The organism is Amycolatopsis acidiphila (assembly GCF_021391495.1).
GTDB classification, from domain to species: domain Bacteria; phylum Actinomycetota; class Actinomycetes; order Mycobacteriales; family Pseudonocardiaceae; genus Amycolatopsis_E; species Amycolatopsis_E acidiphila.
Genome location: NZ_CP090063.1, coordinates 5,861,305 through 5,881,552, shown reverse-complemented (window position 1 = coordinate 5,881,552; position 20,248 = coordinate 5,861,305). Strand labels below are relative to the sequence as shown.

At 71.0% G+C, this 20,248-nt stretch carries 19 protein-coding genes and 1 pseudogene; 11 read left to right on the top strand and 9 right to left on the bottom strand.

All coding sequences use genetic code 11. The features are described 5' to 3' along the window. Positions 1 to 117 precede the first annotated feature (117 nt). Entirely contained in the window at positions 118 to 879 is a 762-nt protein-coding gene (ppgK, locus tag LWP59_RS28875) for a polyphosphate--glucose phosphotransferase (RefSeq protein WP_144644929.1), read from the bottom strand. Between the two features lie 72 nt (positions 880 to 951). Here ppgK and LWP59_RS28870 point away from each other — a divergent pair, with 72 nt between their 5' ends. After that, positions 952 to 1,773 carry an inositol monophosphatase family protein gene (locus LWP59_RS28870; protein ID WP_186383592.1) on the top strand — a complete coding sequence of 274 codons (822 nt, stop codon included), beginning with the start codon at positions 952 to 954 and terminating at the stop codon, positions 1,771 to 1,773. A gap of 25 nt (positions 1,774 to 1,798) precedes the next feature. Here LWP59_RS28870 and cei read toward each other — a convergent pair whose 3' ends face one another. Continuing rightward, on the bottom strand, positions 1,799 to 2,476 hold the full coding sequence (gene cei, locus LWP59_RS28865; RefSeq protein ID WP_144644931.1) for an envelope integrity protein Cei: 678 nt from the start codon (positions 2,474 to 2,476) through the stop codon (positions 1,799 to 1,801). A 396-nt stretch (positions 2,477 to 2,872) separates the two neighbouring features. Between cei and LWP59_RS28860 the strand changes: the two genes are divergently transcribed. Continuing rightward, complete coding sequence (locus LWP59_RS28860) at positions 2,873 to 3,181, top strand: DUF4193 domain-containing protein (protein ID WP_144644933.1); 309 nt, start codon at positions 2,873 to 2,875, stop codon at positions 3,179 to 3,181. A 15-nt stretch (positions 3,182 to 3,196) separates the two neighbouring features. On the opposite strand, the gene LWP59_RS28855 is transcribed toward LWP59_RS28860, so the two are convergent. Beyond that, positions 3,197 to 3,694 carry a DUF3093 domain-containing protein gene (locus LWP59_RS28855; RefSeq protein WP_144644934.1) on the bottom strand — a complete coding sequence of 166 codons (498 nt, stop codon included), beginning with the start codon at positions 3,692 to 3,694 and terminating at the stop codon, positions 3,197 to 3,199. A gap of 24 nt (positions 3,695 to 3,718) precedes the next feature. Here LWP59_RS28855 and dut point away from each other — a divergent pair, with 24 nt between their 5' ends. Both dut and LWP59_RS28845 read left to right on the top strand, forming a co-directional pair. Continuing rightward, positions 3,719 to 4,201 carry a dUTP diphosphatase gene (gene dut, locus LWP59_RS28850; protein WP_144644937.1) on the top strand — a complete coding sequence of 161 codons (483 nt, stop codon included), beginning with the start codon at positions 3,719 to 3,721 and terminating at the stop codon, positions 4,199 to 4,201. Then, a complete protein-coding gene (locus tag LWP59_RS28845; protein ID WP_144644939.1) occupies positions 4,201 to 4,860 on the top strand; it encodes a DUF3710 domain-containing protein in 660 nt (219 codons plus the stop codon). Before dut ends, LWP59_RS28845 begins: the two co-directional genes overlap by 1 nt. On the opposite strand, the gene LWP59_RS28840 is transcribed toward LWP59_RS28845, so the two are convergent. Beyond that, positions 4,848 to 5,600 carry an alpha/beta fold hydrolase gene (locus LWP59_RS28840; RefSeq protein ID WP_144644941.1) on the bottom strand — a complete coding sequence of 251 codons (753 nt, stop codon included), beginning with the start codon at positions 5,598 to 5,600 and terminating at the stop codon, positions 4,848 to 4,850. The genes LWP59_RS28845 and LWP59_RS28840 overlap by 13 nt on opposite strands. A 114-nt stretch (positions 5,601 to 5,714) precedes the next feature. Here LWP59_RS28840 and LWP59_RS28835 point away from each other — a divergent pair, with 114 nt between their 5' ends. Next, a complete protein-coding gene (locus LWP59_RS28835) occupies positions 5,715 to 6,092 on the top strand; it encodes an OB-fold nucleic acid binding domain-containing protein (protein ID WP_144644943.1) in 378 nt (125 codons plus the stop codon). Positions 6,093 to 6,107: 15 nt separating this feature from the next. Further along, positions 6,108 to 6,827, top strand: a complete 720-nt coding sequence (locus LWP59_RS28830) for a DUF3159 domain-containing protein (protein WP_144644945.1) — start codon at positions 6,108 to 6,110, stop codon at positions 6,825 to 6,827. A 13-nt stretch (positions 6,828 to 6,840) separates the two neighbouring features. Here LWP59_RS28830 and LWP59_RS28825 read toward each other — a convergent pair whose 3' ends face one another. Continuing rightward, positions 6,841 to 7,497 (bottom strand): potassium channel family protein, encoded by a 657-nt coding sequence (locus LWP59_RS28825; protein ID WP_144644947.1) that lies wholly within the window; start codon positions 7,495 to 7,497, stop codon positions 6,841 to 6,843. Further along, entirely contained in the window at positions 7,497 to 8,162 is a 666-nt protein-coding gene (locus LWP59_RS28820; RefSeq protein WP_144644949.1) for a potassium channel family protein, read from the bottom strand. Before LWP59_RS28820 ends, LWP59_RS28825 begins: the two co-directional genes overlap by 1 nt. Before the next feature lie 238 nt (positions 8,163 to 8,400). On the opposite strand from LWP59_RS28820, the gene LWP59_RS28815 reads away from it, so the two are divergent. Genes LWP59_RS28815 through LWP59_RS28805 form a run of 3 tightly spaced genes read left to right on the top strand, consistent with a single transcriptional unit; the run spans position 8,401 to position 12,810 of the window. Beyond that, positions 8,401 to 10,425 carry an APC family permease gene (locus tag LWP59_RS28815; RefSeq protein WP_144644951.1) on the top strand — a complete coding sequence of 675 codons (2,025 nt, stop codon included), beginning with the start codon at positions 8,401 to 8,403 and terminating at the stop codon, positions 10,423 to 10,425. Further along, positions 10,422 to 11,654 carry a class I SAM-dependent RNA methyltransferase gene (locus LWP59_RS28810; protein WP_191334818.1) on the top strand — a complete coding sequence of 411 codons (1,233 nt, stop codon included), beginning with the start codon at positions 10,422 to 10,424 and terminating at the stop codon, positions 11,652 to 11,654. The genes LWP59_RS28815 and LWP59_RS28810 overlap by 4 nt, the downstream gene beginning before the upstream one ends. Next, on the top strand, positions 11,632 to 12,810 hold the full coding sequence (locus LWP59_RS28805; protein ID WP_144643717.1) for a DUF2786 domain-containing protein: 1,179 nt from the start codon (positions 11,632 to 11,634) through the stop codon (positions 12,808 to 12,810). The genes LWP59_RS28810 and LWP59_RS28805 overlap by 23 nt, the downstream gene beginning before the upstream one ends. On the opposite strand, the pseudogene LWP59_RS40815 reads toward LWP59_RS28805, so the two are convergent. Further along, positions 12,771 to 13,120: pseudogene (locus LWP59_RS40815) on the bottom strand (choline oxidase); the annotation flags it as partial. The gene LWP59_RS28805 and the pseudogene LWP59_RS40815 overlap by 40 nt on opposite strands. Positions 13,121 to 13,179: 59 nt before the next feature. Continuing rightward, on the bottom strand, positions 13,180 to 14,658 hold the full coding sequence (locus LWP59_RS28795; RefSeq protein WP_144643696.1) for an aldehyde dehydrogenase family protein: 1,479 nt from the start codon (positions 14,656 to 14,658) through the stop codon (positions 13,180 to 13,182). Between the two features lie 279 nt (positions 14,659 to 14,937). Here LWP59_RS28795 and dxs point away from each other — a divergent pair, with 279 nt between their 5' ends. Next, positions 14,938 to 16,836: a 1-deoxy-D-xylulose-5-phosphate synthase gene (dxs, locus tag LWP59_RS28790; protein ID WP_144643718.1), complete on the top strand. Its 1,899-nt coding sequence runs from the start codon at positions 14,938 to 14,940 to the stop codon at positions 16,834 to 16,836. Positions 16,837 to 17,007: 171 nt separating this feature from the next. On the opposite strand, the gene LWP59_RS28785 is transcribed toward dxs, so the two are convergent. After that, positions 17,008 to 18,609: a purine-cytosine permease family protein gene (locus LWP59_RS28785; RefSeq protein ID WP_144643697.1), complete on the bottom strand. Its 1,602-nt coding sequence runs from the start codon at positions 18,607 to 18,609 to the stop codon at positions 17,008 to 17,010. A gap of 128 nt (positions 18,610 to 18,737) precedes the next feature. On the opposite strand from LWP59_RS28785, the gene LWP59_RS28780 reads away from it, so the two are divergent. Further along, entirely contained in the window at positions 18,738 to 20,243 is a 1,506-nt protein-coding gene (locus LWP59_RS28780; protein ID WP_144643698.1) for a penicillin-binding transpeptidase domain-containing protein, read from the top strand. The last annotated feature ends 5 nt before the right edge of the window (positions 20,244 to 20,248 follow it).

Below are 20,248 nucleotides of genomic sequence, written 5' to 3'. Positions count from 1 at the left end.
CGTCCCTCGGCCTGCGGTTTTGTCCTCCGCGACCGTGGGCCGTGTTCCATTGTAACGACGATACGCGCAAAGGTTGCGGCCGATCATCGTTGCACCGGATGTGCGGCGCGGCGGAGGTCAGTGTTCGATGCCCTCGACCGCGGCGGCGGCTGCCCCCACGATCCCCGCGTTGTTCTGCAGTGATGCGACCGCGACCGTGGTCCGGATGTCGAGCAGCGGAACCCACTTCTCGGACTTCTTGCTCACCCCGCCGCCCACGATGAACAGATCCGGCCAGATGAGGTTTTCGAGCACAGTCAGGTAACGGCTGACCCGCTTGGCCCAGTGCGGGTAGGACAGCCCCTCGTTGTCCTTGACCGAGGCGGCCGCCTTCTTCTCCGCGTCGTGCCCGTCGACCTCGACGTGGCCGAACTCGGTGTTGGGCACGAGCTTGCCGTCCTGGAAGAGCGCGCTGCCGATGCCGGTGCCGAAGGTGAGCAGGGTCGTCACGCCGTGGCGGGCGAGCGGGTCGCCGAAGCGGATCTCGGCCATGCCGGCCGCGTCCGCGTCGTTGAGCATCGCGATGTCGTCCACCGGGCGGCCGAGGACGTCGGCGAACAGGGCGTCGGCGTCGGTGCCGATCCACTTGGGATCGATGTTCGCCGCGGTGTGCGCGACGCCCTTCTTGATGACCGCGGGCAGCGTGATGCCGACCGGGCCGTCCCAGTCGAAGTGCCGCACCACCTTCGCCACCACCTCGGCGATGCTTTCGGGGGTGGCGGGGCGCGGGGTATCGATCCGGAGGCGATCGCCGATGAGCGCGCCCTTTTCCAGGTCGACAAGGGCGCCCTTGATACCGCTGCCACCGATGTCGATTCCGAAACCTCGGGTCGCCGTCATTGGCGTGATCCCTTCCTTCTCGATTCAGAAGCCTGTCCACGAGACTTTAACCGGGTGTGGTCCCATGGTGGCGTGGGAGTCTTCGAGTCCGAACCGACACAGCTGCAAGCCATCGCCGTCCGAGTGGCCGAAGAGGCGGCCGACCTGGTGCGCCAAGCCCGTGAGGCCATGTTGACAGGCGAGCCGGTGCAGGTCGACACCAAGTCCACCGAGACCGACGTGGTGACCGCCGTCGACCGCGCCTCGGAACGGCTGATCCGCCGGCGGCTGGCCGAGCTGCGTCCCGGCGACGGCGTCCTCGGCGAGGAGGAGGGCGGGCCCGCGGGCGGCGACGGTGTGACGTGGGTGGTCGACCCGATCGATGGGACGGTCAACTTCCTTTACGGGCTACCGGGTTTCGCCGTCTCGGTGGCCGCGCAGGTCGATGGTGCCTCGGTCGCCGGCGCGGTGGTTGAGCCCGCGAGCGGGCGCTGCTGGACGGCCGTTCGCGGGCAGGGCGCCTGGCTCGACGGGCGGCGGCTGCACGTCTCCGCGCCGCCGCGGCTGGACCTGACCCTGGTCGGCACCGGGTTCTCCTACGACCCCGCGCGCCGCGCGCGGCAGGCGAAGGTGGTCGCGGAGCTGGTGCCGCGGGTGCGGGACATCAGGCGGGCGGGTGCGGCGTCGCTGGACCTGTGCGCGGTCGCGGCGGGCTGGCTGGACGCCTACGCCGAGCACGGGCTGCACCGGTGGGACTGGGCCGCGGGCGCGCTGATCGCCGCCGAGGCGGGCGCGCTGGTGACCCTGCCGGGTGAGGATCCCGAGCTGGGCGAGGACGTGACCTTCGCCGCCGCGCCGTCGATCGCCGAGCCGCTGCGGGCGCTGCTGATCGAGCTGGGGTTGCCGGAGGCCTGAGTGCCGCGTCCGTGACGGGACAGCCCTAGCAGGAGACGTCGCGGGCGGCCGCGAGCAGCGCCGGGTCGAGGACCGGGCCCGTCGCGGCGGACTGCTCGTTGCCGCCGTCGGGGTGCTGCGCAGACCACGTCCGCAGCTGCTGGAGGATCTGGCGGGCCTGCTGGGTGGGCTGCACGTCGCCGAACGCGTCGCCGATCGACAGGTCCACCGACGCGTCCGCGCGGGTGTCCTTGACCAGCTCGACGCACGGCACGACGAGGCTGAGCGTGCGGGCCGCGGCCCGGCCGTTGTCCCCGAACCGCAGCTGCCCGTGGCACTTGGCCTGCTGCTGGGGGTAGGACGGGTCGTTGGCCGGCTCGGCGATCTGGGTGAAGCCCAGATCGCGCAGGGTCTCGGTGGTGATCGCGCCCTGGCCGCGCGCCTGGCTCGCGTTGAGCACCTGGGCCGCGACCTTGTCCGGCGGCAGGGGTGCGGTGTCGTCGAGCGCGGTGTGGGTGAGGCTGGTGAAAGTCAGCCCCTCGGCCGGGGTCGGCGGCGGCGTGCACCGCAGCACCTCGTCGAGGTCGGCCTTGGTCGTGATCGCGCGGACCCAGACGACCATCGCGACGAGCCCCAGCACCGCGATGAAGATGAGTGCGGGAAGCGGACGGTGTTTGCGGTAGCCCCGCTTTCCGCGGTTGCCGAAACCGATCCCCGACGCCACCTGCCCGAGTCCCTTCCCCGAAACCGCCGACCGTCCCCCTGCCAGGACCTTCGTTCCTGATCAGCCTAAGCGTTACAGTGCACCACGGCCGACACCTCCGTTCGAGTGGGTCCGCGTGTCGCCGACCTCGGTTTCCGAGGTAACTCCTTCCCCCTGTTGGGTGACGTATGGAGACCTTCGTCTAACACGTTGCAGGCACGGGTACCTGGTGAGCTACCCTCTGCGGGCTCCGGCCGTAGCCGAGGGTCTCGGGACCATCCGCCGAAGAGAGACCTGCCTCACTGCCACGCCGGGCACAAACAGGGGCGCTGGAACGTTGTCCAGCGGCACGAGGGGCTCACGACGCGCATCGTGGGGTCCTCAGAAACGACAAGCTGATCGCAGGGGTGAGGGACAATGGCGACCGACTACGACGCTCCGCGCCGCAGCGAAGCCGACGAGCTGGCCGAAGACTCGTTGGAGGAGCTGAAGGCACGGCGCAACGAAAACCAGTCCGGCGTCGTCGACGTCGACGAGGACGCGACCGCGGAGAACTTCGAACTTCCGGGCGCGGACCTCTCGGGGCTTTCGGGTGAGGACCTGACCGTCAAGGTGGTGCCGAAGCAGGCCGACGAGTTCACCTGCTCGGTGTGCTTCCTGGTGCACCACCGCAGCCGGCTGGCCGAGGAACACAACGGCCAGATGATCTGCCGCGACTGTGCGTGACCAGGTTGGGCCGGGCTACTGCTGACGCAATAGCTCGGCCACTGCCGCCGGCTTACGGGTACTGAAGACCCAGTAGGGCGTGGGATCGTCGGGATCGGTCAACCGGACCCGGACGATCGGGCCGACCCAGCCGCGGTGCAGCACGAACGCCGCCGGGTCGAGCTCGGGCCCCAGCGCCTTGCGCTTGCGGTCCTTGGCGATGACCTCGACCTCGCCGACGAACCGCAACGGCAGCCGAGCGTTGCCGACCAGCAGCTCCTCCCCGGTGATCTCCACCTTCGACCGCCCGAGCAGCAACAGCCAGCCTGCCATCAGCGGGATCAGGATCAGATAGGGCAGCCACGCCCGGACTCCCGGGTAGCCCATGTGAATCTCCGCGGCCAGCAGGCCCGCCGCGATGAGCGGCAGCGGCCAGCCCCACCACGCCAGGTAGAGCCGTTCGCTGTGCCGTTTCCGATCTGTCTGCCCGGTGCGGTCCACTCGTGCACCGGCCGCGCTTGCGCTGTCACCCACGCCCTCAGGGTAGTCTCGCCGCCCGTGTCCACCGTGCAGGTCCTGCTCACCCGGCTCGATCCGGGAGTGCCCCTCCCCAGCTACGCGCGGCCCGGCGATGCCGGGGCCGATCTCGTGACCACCGAGGACGTCGTGCTCCGGCCCGGCGAACGGGTGGTCGTGGGTACCGGCATCGCGATCGCGCTGCCCGTCGGCTACGCCGGTTTCGTGCATCCCCGGTCGGGGCTCGCGGCGCGCGCCGGGCTCTCGGTGGTCAACACGCCGGGCACGATCGACGCGGGTTACCGGGGCGAGATCCGGGTCTGCCTGATCAACCACGACCCGCGCGCGGCGATCACGCTGGCGCGCGGCGACCGGATCGCGCAGCTGGTGGTGCAGCGGGTGGAGACCGCCGAGTTCGTGGAGGTCGCCGAGCTGGCCGCCTCCGAGCGGGGGGCCGGTGGTTACGGATCGACCGGTGGGCATGCCACGCTGGACGGCGTGACTGGGGAAGGAGCGAGGAAGTAGTGGGCATTTTCGGACGCAAGCGGCGGCCGGCGGAACCGGAGCAGCGGCGTGGACGGCACGCCGCGCCGGAGCCGGAGGACCTCGGCGAGGACTACGAGGACCCGCAGCCGGTCTTCACCGACGGCCCGTTCGACGTCGCGGACGCGCCCGAGGACGAGATCCCGCGGATCGACCTCGGCTCGGTGCGGGTGCCGGTGCCCGACGGCTCGCAGGTCCAGGTGGAGATGGACCCGGCGGCTGGCGGGGTGCGCGCGGTGCACGTGGTCACCCCGCAGGGCCAGATCACGGTGAGCGCCTACGCCGCGCCGCGCTCGGGCGGGCTGTGGGAAGAGGTCGGCGAGGAGCTGACCGAGCAGCTGCGCAAGGACGGCGCGCGGGTGCAGCCCGGCCAGGGCGAGTGGGGCTTCGAGCTGTCCGCGCTGATCGGCGACGTCGCGCTGCGGTTCGTCGGCGTCGACGGGCCGCGCTGGATGCTGCGCGGGGTCATCGCGGGCCCGCAGTCGCTGGCCGCCGAGGCGCCCGGGGTGCTGCGTGACATCGTCCGCGACACGATCGTCGTCCGCGGGGACTCGCCGATGCCGGTGCGCTCGCCGCTGCCCATCACGCTGCCCGACGCCGTCGCCCAGCACGTCGCGGAGCAGCAGGCTCAGCAGGCCTGACCGTTGCGTCCGTCGCGGGTGGGCGACGGGCGGGCCTGAGCCGCGCTGAGCCAGGCGCTGACCGCGGCCCGGCCCAAGGACTCGCGGTCGGCGCCCAGGGCCGTCAGCGTGGTCTCTGCGACCTCCGCACGCGGCATCGCGGCGGCCCAGGTCCGGGCCACCGCGACGGGATGCACGGGATCGTCCGTACAGCCGGCGATACCGGTGGGAATGTCCAGTTCACGCAGTTCTTCCAGGCCCGGCGCCGGATGACCGGCCGCCACGCGCAGCCCGGCCGCGAGGCCGTCCCCGTGCCGTCGCCACGCCCGGGTCAGCTCGTCCGCGAGCCACGGCGCGACGCCCGCCACGGAAAGCCGTAACGCCGTTTCGAGGCCTTCCCGCTCCACCAGGTCCGCGGAGGCCTTCGCCGCGAGCGAGGCCGGGGCCTCGCCCGGCTCGCCGTGCCAGGCAGGCAGCGCGAGCAGCAGTCCCGTGCACCGGCCGGGGTTGCGCACCGCCCATTCCGCCGCGAGATGGGCGCCGAAGGAGATGCCGCCGACGAGCAGGGGGCCCGCGACGGCCAGCTCGTCGAGCGTGGTGAGGAAGCCCACGGCGAGTTTTTCACCCGCCGGCGGGCGCGGCGTCACCGTCCCGAGGCCGATCGCGGCCAGCGGACCTGCGAAAACGGACCGGACGAAGACCTCGTCCGAGCCCGTGCCGGGCAGCAGCACGGCCCGGGTCCCCGGGATAGCGGACGTCACGTTGCGATCTTGCTGCAAACCGGTTTCCCTTGCGTGGAACGAGGACGCCAACGTTAACGTTTAGTAGGTACGGGCCGTTCAAGTCGGGGGCCCCGAACAACAGGAGCACCGCCTATGTCCGCCAAAGACGGCGGCTATTTCAGCCGGTTGGTTCGCAAGTTGACCACCGACGTCGAGGAGCTCGACGCCGACGATCTCTCTGAAAAGTCCGAGGCAGTCGGGGCACAGCGTGCCTGTGACTGCCGCTCGGGTGACGAGGTGACGGTGCTGGGCAGACTGCGCAGCGTGGAGCTCTGCCCGGAGGACAAGGCCGCCACCCTACGGGCTGAGTTGTTCGACGGAACTGAAGGCGTGACGCTAGTCTGGCTCGGACGGCGCCGGATCCCGGGCATCGAGCCGGGGAGGACGATCAAGGTGCGCGGCCGGATGGCCGAGCGCGACGGCCAGAAGGTGCTGTACAACCCGTTCTACGAACTGCAGACGACCTCCTGAGTTGGTATCCACACTGTGACTGAACCCGCCGGCATCGACGAGAAGACCACCCAGGAAGAGCGCAGGCCTACCGCGCTCGAGCAGATGGGCGGAGTTTCCGGCCTGATCTACTCGTCGGTGCCGATCGCGGTGTTCATCGTGTGCAACGCCCTGTTCGGGCTGCAGGCCGGGATCTGGAGCGCGCTGGGGAGCGCCGTGGTGATCCTGGTCGTGCGGCTCGTGCGCAAGGAGCCGGTCCAGCCGGCGATCTCGGGTCTGTTCGGCGTCGCCATCGCCGCCTTCATCGCCTACCGCACCGGGTCCGCCAAGGGCTTCTTCCTGTTCGGCATCTGGACGAGCCTCGTCTACGGGTCCGTGTTCGTGCTGTCCATCCTGGTCCGCTGGCCGCTGGTCGGCGTCATCTGGAACGCGGTCAACGGCACCGGCACCGACTGGCGCCGCGACAAGCCGTCGCGCCTCGGCTACGACCTGGCGACGCTGGCGCTGGCGGCCGTGTTCGCCGCCCGGTTCGTCGTCCAGCGCTGGCTCTACGACTCCGACCACACCGGCTGGCTGGCCTTCGCGAAGATCGCGATGGGCTACCCGCTGTACGCGCTGGCGCTGCTGGTGGTCGTGTGGGCGGTGCGCCGCTCCGACAAGCGCCTCAAGACGCTGCGGGAGGCCCGGGCCGCCGAGGAGGCGGACACCGAGGCCGCCCTCCGCCTCAAGTACGACCGGCGCCCGAACGAGGCCTAGTGAGCACCCGCCACTAGTAGCCCAGCGCCTTGCGGACGTCGCCCTCGACTTCGGCGTTCGCCACGAACAGCAGCTCGTCGCCGGGCTCCAGCGGGTCCTCCGGCTGCGGCACGATCACCCGTTCCCCGCGCAGGATCGTCACCAGCGTGGAGTCCCGCGGCAGCGCGATCTCGCTCACCGGCTTGCCTGCCAGCGGGGTCTCCGCGGGCAGGGTCAGCTCCACCAGGTTCGCCTGCCCCTGGCGGAACGTCATCAGCCGGACGAGGTCACCGACGCTCACGGCCTCCTCGACCATCGCGGCGAGCATCCGCGGCGTCGAGACGGCCACGTCCACGCCCCACGCGTCGGTGAACAGCCACTCGTTCGCGGGATTGTTCACCCGCGCCACGACGCGCCGCACCGCGAACTCCGTCTTCGCCAGCAACGAGACCACGACGTTGACCTTGTCGTCCCCGGTCGCCGCGATCACCACGTCACAGCGCTCGACCCCGGACTCCTCCAGCGTCGAGACCTCGCACGCGTCGCCGAGCACCCAGTCGGCCTGCTCGACGGTCTCGGGCTCGAACTGGTTGGCCTGCCGTTCGATCAACATGACCTGGTGGCCACCGTCGATGAGCTCGTGGGCGATCGAGCGCCCCACGGCACCCGCCCCGGCGATCGCGACCCGCATCAGCTCTCCTCCTCAGGGGCCCTGGCGGCAACGCTGCTGGCGTCCCCGACCGTCCCCGAACGCGCGGCCACGTAGACGAGGTCGTCGGCCTGCAGCACCGTCTTGGAGTCCGGCAGCACCGGGGTGCCGAACCGCATGATGAACGCCACCCGCGTGGCGGTGGCCTCCTGCAGCTCGTGGACGCTGCGCCCGACCCAGCCCTCGTGCAGGGGCAGCTGGAGCACGGCCACGTTGCCCGTCGGGTCCCGCCACGCCGACCCCACGCCGTCAGGCAGCAGCGTACGCAGGAAACGGTCGGTGGTCCACGGGACGGTGGCGACCGTCGGGATGCCGAGACGTTCGTAGACCGCGGCCCGCTTGGGGTCGTAGATACGGGCCACGACGTGCTCGACGCCGAACGTCTCGCGCGCCACCCGGGCGGAGATGATGTTGGAGTTGTCGCCGCTGGAGACCGCCGCGAAGGCGCCCGCGTTCTCGATGCCGGCTTCGATCAGCACCTCGCGGTCGAACCCGACCCCGACGATCTGCCTGCCGTGGAACTCGCTGCCCAGTCGCCGGAACGCGTCCTGCGCCTTGTCGATCACCGCGACCTCGTGACCTAGGCGCTCCAGCGCCGCGGCCAGGGACGCGCCCACCCGGCCGCATCCCATGATCACCACGTGCACTCGCTTGCCTCCTGTGCGTCACCCGAACGGCGGTTACCCGCGTTACGCCCGCGCAGAACCTACCTTGTCGTGCCGCGCCTTACACCCGCCCGTCGCCTACGCCACGACCGCCCGCATCCGCGCGCCCGTCCCGCGCCACCGTCCTCAACGGAGGCGCTGCGCGTCGCGGCCGTCTCCCACCCGTCTCCCAGCGCCGCCCTCAGCGGAGACGCTTCGCGTCGCGGCATACGCTTTGGAGGTGCCGAAGTTTGCGACCGTGGCCAAAAGGCTGCTCCTTGGCCGTCCGTTCCGCAGCGACCGGCTGTCCCACACCCTGCTGCCCAAGCGCATCGCGCTGCCCATCTTCGCCTCGGATGCCCTCTCCAGCGTGGCGTACGCGCCCGAGGAGATCTTCCTGACGCTGAGCGTGGCGGGGCTGTCCGCGTACACGCTGGCGCCGTGGATCGGGGTCGCGGTCGCGCTGGTCATGCTCGTCGTGGTCGCCTCCTACCGGCAGAACGTGCACGCCTATCCCAGCGGCGGCGGTGACTACGAGGTCGCGACCACCAACCTCGGCCGCAAGTTCGGCCTGACCGTCGCCAGCGCGCTGCTGGTGGACTACGTGCTCACCGTGGCGGTGTCGACGTCCTCGGGCGTGGCGAACATCGGCTCGGCCATCCCGTTCATCGCCGAGCACAAGGTCCTCTTCTCGGTGCTGATCGTGTGCACCCTCACCGCGCTGAACCTGCGGGGCGTCCGCGAGTCCGGAAAAGCCTTCGCGATTCCGACATACGGCTTCATCGCGGGCATTCTGCTCATGGTGCTGTGGGGCCTGTTCGAGGCGGTGCGCGGCACGCCGCTGCACGCCGAGAGCTCCGGGTTCCAGCTGCACGAGGAGTCCTCGCTCACCGGGTTCGCCTTCGTCTTCCTGATCCTGCGCTCGTTCTCCTCCGGCGCCGCGGCGCTGACCGGCGTCGAGGCGATCAGCAACGGCGTCCCGGCCTTCCGCAAGCCGAAGTCGAAGAACGCCGCCACCACGCTGCTGATGATGGGCGTGCTCGCGGTGACCATGCTGATCGGCATCATCGCGCTGGCGATCATCACCGGCGTCAAGTTCGCCGACGAGCCCCAGCGCCAGCTCATCGGCGCACCCGCGGGGTACCAGCAGAAGACCATCGTCACGCAGATCGCGCAGGCGGTGTTCCAGAACTTCCCGCCGGGCTTCTACTACATCTCCTTCGTCACCGGGATCATCCTGCTGTTGGCGGCGAACACCGCGTTCAACGGCTTCCCGGTGCTGGGCTCGATCCTCGCGCAGGACCGTTTCCTGCCGCGGCAGCTGCACACCCGCGGCGACCGGCTCGCGTTCTCCAACGGCATCCTGTTCCTCGCGGCCTTCGCACTGGTGCTGATCATCGCGTTCGACGCCGAGGTGACCCGGCTGATCCAGCTCTACATCGTGGGCGTGTTCGTGTCGTTCACCGTCAGCCAGGCGGGCATGATCCGGCACTGGAACCGGCTGCTGTCGCGGGAGAAGGACCCCGCGGTGCGGCGCCGGATGCGCCGCTCGCAGACGGTCAACGCGATCGGCCTGATCTGCACCGGCACGGTGCTGGTGATCGTGCTGATCACCAAGTTCCTACTCGGCGCCTGGATCGCGATCGCCGCGATGGTGGCGATCTTCCTGCTGATGAGCGCGATCCGGCGGCACTACGACCGGGTCTCGACCGAGCTGGCCGAAGTGGACGGTTACCAGCCGACGGTGCTGCCCTCGCGCAACCACGCGATCGTGCTGGTGTCGAAGCTGCACCTGCCGACGCTGCGGGCGCTGTCCTACGCCAAGGCGGTGCGCCCCGACGTGCTCGAAGCGGTGACCGTCAACGTCGACGACGACGAGACCCGCAAGCTGACCGCGGAGTGGGAGAAGCGCGGGTTCAAGGTGCCGTTGAAGGTGCTGGAGTCGCCGTACCGCGAGATCACCAAGCCCGTCGTGGACTACGTGAAGCGGGTGCGCGGGGACAATCCACGCAACGTGGTCACCGTGTTCATCCCCGAGTACGTGGTCGGCCGGTGGTGGGAGCAGTTGCTGCACAACCAGAGCGCGCTGCGGCTCAAGGGCAGGCTGCTGTTCCAGCCGGGCGTGATCGTGGCGAGCGTGCCGTGGCAGCTGGCGTCGTCGGAAGCCGCCGTGCGCCGGCTGACGCGTGCCCGGCCGGCTGCCGGTGACGTGCGGCGTGGTCTGTACCAGACGGCGGAACGCAAGGACAAGGACAACGTGCGTTGAACTGGGTTGGCCGCACGTTCGAGGCCGAGGTCGGCCCGGTCGCGCACGGCGGGCACTGCGTGTCCCGCGTGGAGGGTCGCGTGGTGTTCGTCCGGCACGCGCTGCCCGGCGAGGTCGTGCTCGTCGAGGTCACCGAGGACAAGGGCGGCTCGTATTGCCGCGCCGACGCGGTGCGGGTGCTCGAGGCGGCGGAGGAACGGGTCGAGCCGCCGTGCCCGCTCGCCGCGCCCGGGCTGTGCGGCGGCTGCGACTGGCAGCACGCGACGCCGGAGTTCCAGCGCGAGCTCAAGGCGCGGGTGGTCGCCGAACAGCTTTCGCGGCTCGCGGGCATCGAATGGCCGGTCGAGGTCGAGGCGTTGCCCGGCGGTCCGCTGGACTGGCGCAGCCGGGTCCGGCTCGTCGCGGGCCGGGACGGCCGCGCGGGCCTGCGGGCGCACCGCAGCCACCAGGTGGTGGCGCTGGACGACTGCCCGATCGCGGTACCGGGCGCGCTGGATCCCGTGCTGGCGCGGCGCTGGCGGCCGGGCACGGAGCTCGAGGTGACCAGTGACGGCGACGGGCGGACGCATCTGCGGGAGCTGAGCGTGGTGCGGGGCAAGCGCCGCGCCAAGCAGCTCAGCGGCGGAATCGCGGTGCAGCACGCGGCAGGCCGCGACTGGAAGCTCGACGCGCACGGGTTCTGGCAGGTGCACCCGGCCGCGGCGGACACGCTGGCCGCCGTCGTCGGCGAGTGGGCCAAGGCGCCGCAGGACGCGCTGGTCTGGGACCTCTATTCCGGGGCCGGGCTGTTCGCGTCGGTGCTGGCGTCGCAGGTCGGTCCCCGCGGTGAGGTCGTGGCGGTCGAGTCCGGGCGGCGGGCGGTCGCCGACGGCGAGGCCGCGCTGGCCGACCTGCCGCAGGTGCGCTGGCGGGGCGGGCGGGCGGAGCAGGTGCTGCCCGGACTGCCCGGGCGGCCCGAGGTGGTCGTGCTGGACCCGCCGCGTTCCGGCGCGGGGCGCGAGGTTGTCGAGTCCATTGTGGAGCGTGCGCCCGCGCGGGTCGTGTACGTGGCGTGTGACCCGGCGGCGCTGGCACGGGACCTCGCCACGTTCGCCGGATCGGGTTACCGGCTCGCGGAGCTGCGGGCGTTCGACGCGTTCCCGATGACGCATCACGTGGAGTGCGTGGCTCTCGTCGTGCCGGAAAATGTCGGTGGGTCGGGGCATGATGCCGACCGTGGACGAACTTGAACAGATCACCGGGCTGCTGCTGCGGGCCGCGACGTCGGTGCGCGTGCGCGACCCGGTGGTGCGTGAGCTGACGGGTCCGGCGTTCGCCGGGCGGGGCCGGCTCGTCGACACGGCGGCGGATCTCGTGCTGCTGGAGGTCGTCGCGCGGTTGTTGCGCCAGGGGTGGCAGCCCTACGACGTCCATCGCATCACGACGCGGCGTGCCGACGCCGAGGCGGCGACGCTGGCGGCGGATGCGATCGCGGCCGAGCTGGACCGCAGACCGGCTGCGACGGTCCATCCGCGCTGGATCGACCAGCTCGACCAGATCGGCGCGGCGGTGTGGTGGCAGGGCGGGGAGCCGCGGCTGAGCCAGTGGGCGCGGCGGCGTGGTTGCGCGCCGGCGCATGCGCTTTCGCGGGCGGTGGGGGCGCTGGCGGTGCTCGCGACGTTGCCCGCGTTGCCGGAGCTGCCGTTGCCGTCGCCGTCGCGTGAAGGTGTGGACGAGAAGATGCTGGCGCGGGTGCGGGCGTTGCTGGCGAAGGCGGAGTCGACGCAGTTCCCGGAGGAGGCCGAGGCGCTGTCGGCGAAGGCGCAGGAGCTGATGAGCAGGTACTCGTTCGAGCAGGCGCTGGTCTCGCCCGCGCGGCCGGGCGGGGCGGCGCGGCGGTTCTGGCTGGACGAGCCGTATGTCGGGGCGAAGTCGGCGCTGGTGACGGCGGTGGCTTCGGCGAACCGGTGCCGGGCCGTGTCGTACGAGAAGCTGGGTTTCCTGGCCGTGGTGGGGCACGAGGTGGACCTGGACATCGTCGAGCTGCTCGCGACCTCGTTGCTGGTCCAGGCCACCGAGGCGATGCTCGCGGCCGGGCGGCGGGTCGGCCGGGGTGGGCAGTCGCGCACCCGCTCGTTCCGGCACGCTTTCCTGCTCGCGTACGCGGGCCGCATCGGCGAGCGGCTGGCGTCGGCGGATTCGGCCGTGTCGGCGGAGGTGGGTGACGAGCGTCTGCTGCCGGTGCTGGCCCGGCGCAGCCGGGAGGTGGACGTCCTGTTCGCCGACCTCTTCCCGAAGGTGGGCCGCCGCACCCACTCGATCACCAACGGCGATGGCTGGCAGGCCGGCCGCGCGGCGGCGGACCAGGCCAAGCTGACCGTTGAGAGGAGGCGGTTGCCGGTTTGAGTTCTTCCGGGGGCTTGTCGTGAAGTGAGGCCCGCTCTGTGGTTGGTCGGCGGCCTGTCTGATGGCGCTGGGTCCTGCCCGGCGTCCGACCAGCCGGGCAGGCCGAGCGACGCCCACTCGTCCAGATCCTCCGCCGGGCCAGAACGCGATGCACGAGTTGTGTGACGAGCACCAGCTCCAGTATCGCGGGATCGTCCACATCGGACGGACCGGCTTCGAGCACGCACACCGAGACCGATGGGTCCTCCGACAACCGTGCGGCCACCACCGCGCCCGCCGTGCCCGCCGCGGACCGCCGTGCGGCGACCACCGTGCCTGCGGTTCCGCCGCCGGCCACCGCCGTGCCCGCCGCCGATCAGCACCCGCCGGTCACGCCCCCCCGCCGCCGAACCAGCCCGACGGCGCGGGCCGCAGGTTCTGGTAGATGTGCTTCGCCTCCTGGTACTCGCCGAGGCCGGTCGGGCCGAGCTCGCGGCCGAAGCCGGACTGCTTGAACCCGCCCCACTCGGCCTGCGGCAGGTACGGGTGGTAGTCGTTGATCCACACCGTCCCGTGCCGCAGCCTGTTCGCCACGCGCTGCGCCCGGGACGCGTCCGAGGTGAACACCGCGCCCGCGAGGCCGTAGTGCGTGTCGTTGGCGATGCGGATCGCGTCGTCCTCGTCGGTGAAGGTCTCCACGGTCAGCACCGGCCCGAACGACTCCTCGGTCACCGCGAAGCTCCCCTGCCGGACGTCGTCGAGCACGGTCGGCAGGTAGAAGTGGCCGCCGGCGAGCTTCTCGTCGTCGGGCCGCCTGCCGCCGGTGCGCAGCACGGCACCCTCGGCGAGCGCGGTCTCCACGTACTTCTCGACCTTCGCCAGGTGCGCCGCCGAGATCAGCGGGCCCGTCTCGGCGTCGGGGTCGAACGGGCCGCCGAGCCGGATCCCCTCGGCGCGGCGCACGACCTCGTCGACGAGCCGGTCGTGCAGCTCCTCCTGGACAACCAGGCGCGCCCCCGCCGAGCACACCTGCCCGGAGTGCAGGAACACCGCGGTGAGCGTGTAGTCCACGGCGGTCTCGAAGTCCGCGTCGGCGAAGATCACGTTCGGGTTCTTGCCACCCAGCTCGAGCGCCACCTTCTTCACCGCGGCCGCCGCGTTCGCCGCGACGACCCGGCCGGTGGCCAGGCCGCCGGTGAACGACACCAGGTCCACGTCCGGATGCTCGGACAGCGGCGCGCCCACCGCCGGGCCCGCGCCGAGCACGAGGTTCGCCACCCCGGCGGGCAACCCGGCCTCGGTGAGCGTGCGCATCAGCAGGATCGCGGTGTGCGGGGTCAGCTCGCTGGGCTTGAGCACGAACGTGTTCCCGGCCGCGAGCGCGGGCGCCACCTTCCACGCCGTCTGCAACAGCGGGTAGTTCCACGGCGTGATCAGCCCGCAGACGCCGACGGGCTCGTGGACGATCCGGCTGAACGCGTCGGGGCTGCCGGCATCGACCACACGGCCCGCGTCCTGCCCGGCGAGCTTGCCGAAATAGCGGAAGCAGGCCGCTATGTCGGCCATGTCGTATTCGCTCTCCACCAGGCGTTTGCCCGTGTCCAGCGACTCCGCGCGGGCGTAGGCGTCCTTGTCACGCTCGAGCAGTTCCGCCACGCGCAACAGGAAGTCGCCGCGCTGCCCGGCCGGTGTGGACGGCCACGCCCCGCTGTCGAAGGCCCGGCGAGCGGCGGCGATGGCGGCTTCGGTGTCCTCCCGGCTGCCCTCGCCGACCACGCCCACCAGCGAGCCGTCGGCCGGGCAGCGGATCTCCCTGGTACCGCCCTTGCCCGGGGCGACCCATTCGCCGGCGAGGAAAAAGTCTTTCATCGACCCTCCCGGGTGAGGCGCCCTTCTTGACCGGTTCGGATCCTACGCGGGGCATCCCGGGCGGCCGGCCGGCTGGTAACCCGGACCACGTTCTCACCGTCCGTGGTCGGACGAGGAGAGTAGGGTGGCAAGACCAAGTGAGACCCGGCGCACGGACGGGCCAACCTCGTAGCTGGTTCGGACGTGCAGTTGGTGTGACGCCGGGCGCGCGGCGCGGCGGGGAGCTTGTTCCTCCGTAGACTGGGCGGACGGTCGAGGGATCGAAACGTGAGGTGGAAAGTGACGTTGCTGGAGTCCGTGCATGGTCCGGCCGACCTCAAGCGCATGGGGCAGGGCCAGTTGGAGCAGCTGGCCAGCGAGATCCGCGACTTCCTGATCGACCGGGTCCGCCGTGCCGGCGGGCACCTCGGCCCGAATCTGGGCGTGGTCGAGCTGACGATGGCGCTGCACCGCGTGTTCGACTCGCCGCGGGACGCGATCGTGTTCGACGTCGGGCACCAGAGCTATGTCCACAAGATCGTCACGGGCCGGCACGAGGGCTTCGACCTGCTGCGGCAGACCGGGGGCGTCGCGGGCTACCCGATCCGCGCCGAGAGCGAGCACGACTTCGTCGAGAACAGCCACGCCTCGACGGCCCTGTCCTATGTGGACGGTCTGTCGAAGGCGTTCGAGCTGGCCGGCGGCGGCAGGCACACCGTGGCCGTGGTCGGTGACGGCGCGCTGACCGGCGGGATGTGCTGGGAGGCGCTCAACAACATCGCCGCCGAGCCGGGCCGCCCCGTGGTGATCGTGGTCAACGACAACGGCCGGTCCTACTCGCCGACCATCGGCGGATTCGCCGAGCACCTCGCGTCGCTGCGGCTGCAGCCGGGCTACGAGCGCATGCTCGACGGCGGCAAGGAGCTGCTGCTGCACACGCCGGTCGTGGGCCGCCCGATCTACGCGGCGCTGCACGCGGCGAAGGCCGGTATCAAGGACGCGCTGAGCCCCCAGATGATGTTCTCCGACCTCGGCCTGAAGTACCTGGGCCCGGTGGACGGGCACGACCTGGTGGCGCTGGAGAAGGCGTTCCAGGCGGCGAAGGCGTTCGGCGGCCCCGTCGTCGTGCACGCGGTCACCGAGAAGGGGCATGGCTACCCGCCCGCGGTGAACCACGAGGCCGACCAGATGCACCAGACCGACCCGATCGACCCGGAGACCGGCCTGCCCAAGCCCAAGGGCCGCAGCTGGACCTCGGTGTTCGCCGACGAGCTGGCGAAGATCGGCGACGAGCGCGAGGACGTCGTCGCGATCACCGCGGCGATGCTGCGCTCGACCGGTCTGGACAAGTTCGCCGAGCGCTTCCCAGACCGGTGGTACGACGTCGGCATCGCCGAGCAGCACGCGGTGACCTCGGCCGCGGGCCTGGCGATGGGCGGGCTGCACCCGGTGGTCGCGGTCTATTCGACGTTCCTCAACCGCGCGTTCGACCAGTTGCTGATGGACGTGGCGCTGCACCGCCAGCCGGTCACCCTCGTGCTCGACCGCGCCGGCATCACCGGGCCGGACGGCCCGAGCCATCACGGTATGTGGGACCTGTCGCTGCTGGGCATGGTGCCGGGCATCCGGGTCGCCGCCCCGCGTGACGCCCGGTCGGTGCGCGAGGAGCTGCGCGAGGCCGTCGCGGTGTCCGACGGGCCGACCGCGCTGCGGTTCTCCAAGGGCAGCGTGCCCGACTCGGTCCCGGCGGTCGAGCGCGTGGGCACGGTGGACGTGCTGCGCAAGCCGGCGGACGGTGCGGACGTGCTGCTGGTCGCCGTCGGCGCGTTCGCGCAGCTGGGCCTGCAGGCCGCGGAGCGGCTCGCGGACCAGGGCATCGGCGTGACGGTCGTGGACCCGCGGTGGGTCGTGCCGGTGCCGGGGGACCTGGTGGCGCTGGCCAAGACGCACCGGCTCGTGGTGACGGTCGAGGACAGCGGCCGCCACGGCGGCTTCGGCTCGGCGCTGGCGGCCGTGCTGCGGGACGCCGAGTGCGACGTCCCGCTGCGTGACCTGGCTGTGCCGCAACAGTTCCACGAGCACGGCTCGCGCGAGGAGGTGCTGGCCAGGGTTGGCCTGACGGCGCAGGACGTGGCCCGGCGGGTCACCGAGTGGGCCGCGAACCTGGTGCTCGACCCGCAGCCCGAACCCGCGGAGTGACCGAACCGGCGTAGCTGGCCGCGATCCGCGACTCCTGTGACGCCGTCGCCGGCGAGTACGTGCGGCGGTACCCGGCTGGACCCGATGGGCCGGGCGATGCCGGACGCGTTCGCCGAGACCGGGCGGCACGGCGTCAGGAGGCCGCGTTCCTGACGCGCAGCGCCGCAAGCGTCAGGGCAGGACGTGCGTCGCCGGGCGGTCGGTGGCCACGCACAGCGAGCAGATCGTCCCGCCGGTCGCGCTCGCCAGCACGTCGGGGCGTTCGAACGGTTCACCGCAGGCCACGCAGTCGTACAACGTCGCGCTCGGGTTGCCCTCGGCGTCCAGGCGCGGCTCGGGTACGCCGTCGTCGGTGCGGCGCAGGTAGAACCGGCCGCGGGTGGCGATCGCCATCAGCGGGGTCGCCACCACGGCGACGCCCACGGCGACCAGCGGCGAGTACGGCTTCAGCGCGGCCCCGAACAGTCCGAAGTAGACGCCGATGGACAGCAGCGACGAAGCCAGGAACGACACCACGCCGACCGGGTTCACCGCGTACAGCATGCCGCGCCGGAACTCGGGCAGCTTGGGCGAGAGCTTGAGCAGGTACTTGTTCACCGCGATGTCGGTGGCCACCGTGACCACCCACGCGATCGCGCAGTTGGAGTAGAAGCTCAGCACGTTGTTGAGGAAGCTGAACATGTTCGCTTCCATCAGGATCAGCGAGAACGAGAGGTTGACCAGGACGAAAACCAGCCGGCCGGGATAGCGCTTCGTCACCCGGGTGAAGGAGTTCGTCCAGGCCAGCGAGCCGGAGTAGGCATTGGTGACGTTGATCTTCACCTGGCTCAGCACGACCAGCACCAGCGCGAGCGGCACCACGAGCCAGCCGGGCATGAGCTGCGTGAACACCCCGGTGAACTGCTCGATCGGCTCGGCGGCGGCGGCCGAGCCGACCGCGCCGAGGATGTAGACCGCCATGAACACGCCGATCGCCTGCTTGACCGCGCCGAAGAACACCCAGCCCGGGCCGGCGAGCACCACCGAGGTCCACCAGGCGCGCCGGTTCCCGGCCGTGCGGGGCGGCATGAAGCGCAGGTAGTCGATCTGCTCGCCGATCTGCCCCATCAGCGACAGGCACACGCCCGCGCCGAGCATCACCGCCGCCGTGCTCACGCCCGATTCCGAGCCGTAGGACAGCCACCGCCGCACCGAGCCCGGGTCCTTGACGATCAGGAACACCAACGGCGCGACCATCAGCACGATCCACAGCGGGTTCGTCCAGCTCTGCAGCTTCGCCAGCGCTTTCATCCCGTACACCACCAGCGGGATGATGACCAAAGTGGACAGCAGGTAGCCCAGCCACAGCGGCAGGTTCAGCGCGTACCTCAGCCCCTGCGCCATGATCGAGCCCTCGGTGGCGAAGAAGATGAACGTGAAGCTCGCGAAGATGACGCTGGTGACCACCGACCCGTAGTAGCCGAACCCGGAGCCGCGGGTGATCAGGTCGAGATCGATGTTGTACCGGGCGCCGTAGTAGGCGAGCGGGAACCCGCTGACGAAGATGATGACCGCGGCCACCACGATCGCCAGCAGCGCGTTCACCGTCCCGTGCGTGAGCCCGATCCCGGCGCCGATGGAGAAGTCCGCCATGTAGGCGATCCCGCCGAGCGCGGAGGCGCCGACCACGGCGGGGGTCCACCGGCGGTAGCCGCGGGGCGCGAACCGGAGGGTGTAGTCCTCGAGGGTTTCCTTGGCCTGACGAGCTTTCGCGGGAGCTTCTTCGACCGTCACGGGGAGCGACCATAGGGTGACCGTGTTTCCGCGCACGTGCCATTGTGTGACGGGGAGGTTTCGCCGTATTACGCCCTTCTTGCCCGGTGTACCGGGACCACACGCGTGCGGGCGCATACTGGTCCATTGTGAACAGAGCGATCCGCCGAGTCGGCATCCTGATGATGACCCTCGTGGTTCTGTTGCTCGCCAACGACTCCTACATTCAGGGGATCAACGCCGACGGGTACGCGAACAACCCGTTCAACCTCCGCCGGCTCTACGACCAGTATTCCGTCCGGCGGGGTCTGGTCACCGCGGCGGACGGCACGGTCCTGGCCTCCTCGGCGCCGACCAGCGACAAGCTGAAGTACCTGCGCACGTACGCGAACGGACCGTTGTACGCGCCGGTCACCGGCTACTACTCGGTGACCTCCGGCGCGCACGGGCTGGAGTACGCGGAGAACGAGGTCCTCAACGGCAGCGACCCCCGGCTGGAGCTGCGGCGGCTCACCGACCTCACCTCCGGTGCCACGGCAGGTGGCGACGTCCAGCTGACCATCGATCCCAAGGTGCAGGCCGCCGCGTACGACACGATGGTGCGGGACGGGTTCACGGGCGCGGCGGTCGCCATCCAGCCGTCCACGGGCCAGATCCTCGGCATGGTCAGCGTGCCGTCCTACGACCCGAACAAGCTCGCGACCCACGACACCGCGGCGGCGCAGTCCGCGTACAACGGCTACGACCCCCAATCGGTCACCAGCCCGTTGATCAACCAGGCGGTTTCGCAGGCCTATGCGCCGGGTTCGACGTTCAAGCTGGTGGTGTCGGCGGCCGCCTTGTCGGCCGGCGTGGACGACGAGAACACGCCCAACCTGCCGGCCGCGCCGCGGATCACGTTGCCGGGCACGAGCACGACCCTGGAGAACTTCGACGGGGAGACCTGCCCGCAGTCGGTCGACGGGCAGGTGTCGATGAAGACCGCGCTGGCCTACTCGTGCAACACGGCGTTCGCCACGCTGGCGGGTCAGGTCGGCGCGTCGGGGCTTTCGGCCCAGGCGGCGAAGTTCGGCTTCGGCAGCAGCGATCTCACGGTGCCGCTCGGGGTCGTCTCCTCGTGTGTCGGGCCGAGCTCCGGCGGGAACTGCCTGAACATCCCGAACGGGGCGGCCGGGCTGTACCAGAGCGGGATCGGGCAGCTCGACGTGCAGGAGACGCCGCTGCAGGACGCGATGATCGCGGCGACGATCGCCAACGGGGGCAAGGAGATGCGGCCGCAGCTGGTGAAGGCGCTGCAGGCGCCCGATCTGTCGGACATCGAGGGGTTCACGCCGCAGACGCTCAACTCGGAAGTGATCTCGCCGGACGTGGCTGCCACGCTGACGCAGATGATGGAGGCGTCGGAGAGCCATTCCGGCATGGCGGGCAAGAACCCGGCCATCACGATCGCCTCGAAGACGGGCACCGCGGAGCACGGCCCGGATCCGAAGAACGTGCAGCCGTACGGCTGGTACGTGGCGTTCGCGCCCGCGACGAACCCGCAGATCGCCGTGGCGGTCGTGGTGACCTCGGGCGGCCATCTGGACCTGGCGACGGTGGGCGCGCAGGTGGCGGGCCCGGTCGGCCGCGCGATGATCAACGCCGCAGTGGGGTGAGGTCC